We start from the raw sequence: 3,571 nt of genomic DNA, 5'->3' as shown, positions 1-3,571 counted from the left end.
GCCAGCAGCTTCTCCTTCAAGCCGCCGATCGGCAGCACCCGGCCGCGCAAGGTGACTTCGCCGGTCATCGCCACGTCGCGGCGCACCGGGATGCCAGTCAGCACCGAGATGATCGCGACACTCATCGCCACGCCGGCCGAGGGGCCGTCCTTCGGGGTCGCCCCTTCCGGAACGTGGACGTGGATGTCGACCTTGACGAAGGTCGGCGGCTTGATGCCATAGGTCGTCGCCTTGGAGCGGACATAGGACCGCGCCGCATCGATCGACTCCTTCATCACGTCGCCGAGCTTGCCGGTGGTCTGCATGCGGCCCTTGCCGGGCAGGCTGACGGCTTCGATTTGCAGCGTATCGCCGCCGACTTCCGTCCACGCCAGACCGGTGACGACGCCGACCTGATCCTCACCTTCCACTTCGCCGTAGTGGAACTGGCGCACGCCGGCATAGGTGTTGAGGTTTTCCGGCGAGACTTCGATCCGGGTCGCCTTGTTGGAGACAATTTCCTTCACCGCCTTGCGCGCCAGATTGGCGATCTCGCGTTCGAGATTACGAACGCCCGCCTCGCGCGTGTAATAGCGGATCAGGTCCTTGAGGCCGTCGTCGGTGATGGTCCATTCGCTGTGCTTCAGCCCGTGTGCCTTGACCACTTTCGGGATCAGGTGGCGCTTGGAGATTTCGACCTTTTCGTCCTCGGTGTAGCCGGGGATGCGGATGATCTCCATGCGGTCCATCAGTGGCTGCGGCATGCGCAGGGTGTTGGCCGTGGTGATGAACATCACGTCGGAGAGGTCGAAATCGACTTCGAGATAGTGGTCGTTGAAGGCGTGGTTCTGCTCGGGATCGAGCACTTCCAGCAACGCCGACGACGGGTCGCCGCGCCAGTCGGCGCCGAGCTTGTCGATCTCGTCGAGCAGGAACATCGGATTGGACGACTTCGCCTTCTTCATCGACTGCACGACCTTGCCGGGCATCGAGCCGATGTAAGTGCGACGGTGACCGCGGATTTCCGCCTCGTCCCTGACCCCGCCCAAGGACATGCGCACGAACTCGCGGCCGGTGGCACGCGCGATCGACTTGCCGAGCGAGGTTTTGCCGACGCCGGGCGGGCCGACGAGGCACAGGATCGGGCCTTTCATCTTGCCAGCGCGCTGCTGCACCGCGAGGTACTCGAGGATGCGCTCCTTGACCTTTTCGAGGCCGTAATGGTCCTCGTTGAGGATGTCCTCGGCGAGCTTGATGTCCTTCTTGATCTTGGTCTTCTTGCCCCACGGCAGGCTGAGCAGCCAGTCGAGATAGTTGCGCACGACGGTGGCTTCGGCGCTCATCGGGCTCATCTGGCGGAGCTTGCGCATCTCACCCTGGGCCTTCTCGCGCGCCTCCTTCGACAGCTTGGTCTTGCGGATGCGCTCTTCGAGTTCGTTGAGCTCGTCGCGGCCTTCTTCGCCTTCGCCGAGTTCCTTCTGAATGGCCTTCAACTGCTCGTTCAGATAGTACTCGCGCTGGGTCTTCTCCATCTGGCGCTTGACGCGGGATTTGATCTTGCGCTCGACCTGCAAGACGCCGATCTCGCCTTCGATCAGGCTGAGGACCTTCTCCAGGCGGGTCGCGGTGTCCAGCGTCTCCAGCAGCTGCTGGCGGTCCATGATCTTCACCGACAGGTGCGAAGCGACGGTGTCGGCGAGTTTCGCCGGCTCCTCGATCTGCGCCACGCTCGCCAGCGTTTCGGCCGGCACCTTGCGGTTCAGCTTGATGTATTGCTCGAAATTGGTCTTGACCGTGCGCACCAGCGCTTCGGTCTCGCGGCCCTCGCCGACGGATTCGAACACGGGATCGATCACCGCCTGGAAGAAATCGGTACGGCCGGTGAAGCCGCGCACACGGGCGCGCGATTTGCCTTCCACGAGAACGCGCACGGTCTGGTCGGGCAGCTTGAGGAGCTGCAGCACGGTTGCCATGGTGCCGATCTTGTGCAGGCCGTCGTTGGTCGGATCGTCGTCGGCGGCGTTCTTCTGGGTCAGCAGGAGGATCTGCTTCTCCTCGCTCATGACCTCTTCGAGCGCCCGCACCGACTTCTCGCGCCCGACGAACAGCGGCACGATCATGTGGGGGAACACGACGATGTCGCGCAGCGGCAGCACAGGAACGGTTTGGCCACCCGGATCGGACTTCGCGACGAGTTCATCAGACATTATGTTCTCCTCGCCGGCATAACCGGCGGTTGCAGGCTCGCCGCCCCTAATGGGCACGGCTGTCCTATTCTGTCGCCCGAAATGGGCCGACTCCTAAGTGTAAAGTGGGCTTCCGAATTAAGTGTTTCAAGGCGCCGCGGCAGCAGAACACGAATATCCCGCCGCCAGAGCCCGTGCGGACACAGGAATTTGGCGTATGTCCTTAGTATGCTTGGTTTCTTTTCCCCAAGACAGGAACGGCCGGCGACCTCGCGGTGCCGGCCGTAATACTGCGTAGGCGGCGGCAATCCTTACGAGGCGCTCTGCTGCGCCATTTGCCCCTTGTCGGAGTAGGTGTAGAGCGGACGCGCCCTGCCCTCCACGACGTCTGCGGTGATGACCACTTCCTGCACGCCCTGCAAGGTCGGCAGTTCGTACATGGTCTCGAGCAGGATCGCTTCCATGATCGAACGCAGGCCACGGGCGCCGGTCCGGCGCTGGATGGCGCGCTTGGAAATGGCGTGCAACGCCTCTTCCTGGAAGCGCAGCTTGACGCCTTCCATCTCCATCAGGCGCTGATACTGCTTGGCAAGCGCGTTCTTCGGGCGGGTCAGGATTTCGATCAGCGCCGGCTCGGTGAGATCGCCAAGGGTGGCGATCACCGGCAGACGACCGATGAATTCCGGGATCAGGCCGAACTTGAGCAGGTCTTCGGGCTCGACTTCGCGCAGCACTTCGCCGGTAGAACGCTCGTCGGGAGCGCGCACGACGGCGCCGAAGCCCATCGAAGAGCCGGTGGTCCGCTGCGAGATGATCTTGTCGAGGCCGGCAAAGGCCCCGCCGCAGATGAACCGGATGTTGGAGGTGTCGACCTGCAGGAATTCCTGCTGCGGATGCTTGCGGCCGCCCTGCGGCGGCACGGAGGCGACGGTGCCTTCCATGATCTTCAGCAGCGCCTGCTGCACGCCTTCGCCCGACACGTCGCGGGTAATCGACGGATTGTCGGATTTGCGGCTGATCTTGTCGATTTCGTCGATATAGACGATGCCGCGCTGCGCCCGCTCGACATTGTAGTCGGCGTTCTGCAAGAGCTTCAGGATGATGTTCTCGACGTCTTCGCCGACGTAACCGGCTTCGGTCAGCGTCGTGGCGTCGGCCATCGTGAACGGCACGTCGAGGATGCGAGCGAGAGTCTGAGCGAGCAAGGTCTTGCCGCAGCCGGTCGGGCCAAGCAGCAGGATGTTCGACTTGGCGAGCTCAACATCGGAGTTCTTGCCGCCGGAATTGATGCGCTTGTAGTGATTATGGACCGCGACCGACAGCACCTTCTTGGCGTGCTGCTGGCCGACGACGTAATCATCCAGAACCTTGAAGATCTCGGCCGGCGTGGGCACGCCCTCGCGGCT

The 3,571-nt window shown here is 62.9% G+C and carries 2 protein-coding genes; both read right to left on the bottom strand.

Going from position 1 to position 3,571, the window contains the following annotated elements; genetic code table 11:
• Positions 1-2,186: endopeptidase La (gene lon / locus AC1P6P_RS03470; protein WP_481401043.1), on the bottom strand; the 2,186-nt coding region annotated here is incomplete at its 3' end.
• Positions 2,187-2,476: 290 nt separating this feature from the next.
• A partial coding sequence (gene clpX / locus AC1P6P_RS03465; RefSeq protein WP_481401042.1) for an ATP-dependent Clp protease ATP-binding subunit ClpX occupies positions 2,477-3,571 on the bottom strand: 1,095 nt, incomplete at its 5' end.

This window comes from Rhizomicrobium sp. (assembly GCF_056722145.1).
The sequence above is the reverse complement of the archived record's forward strand: the minus strand, read 5'-3'. Positions and strand labels throughout refer to the sequence as shown.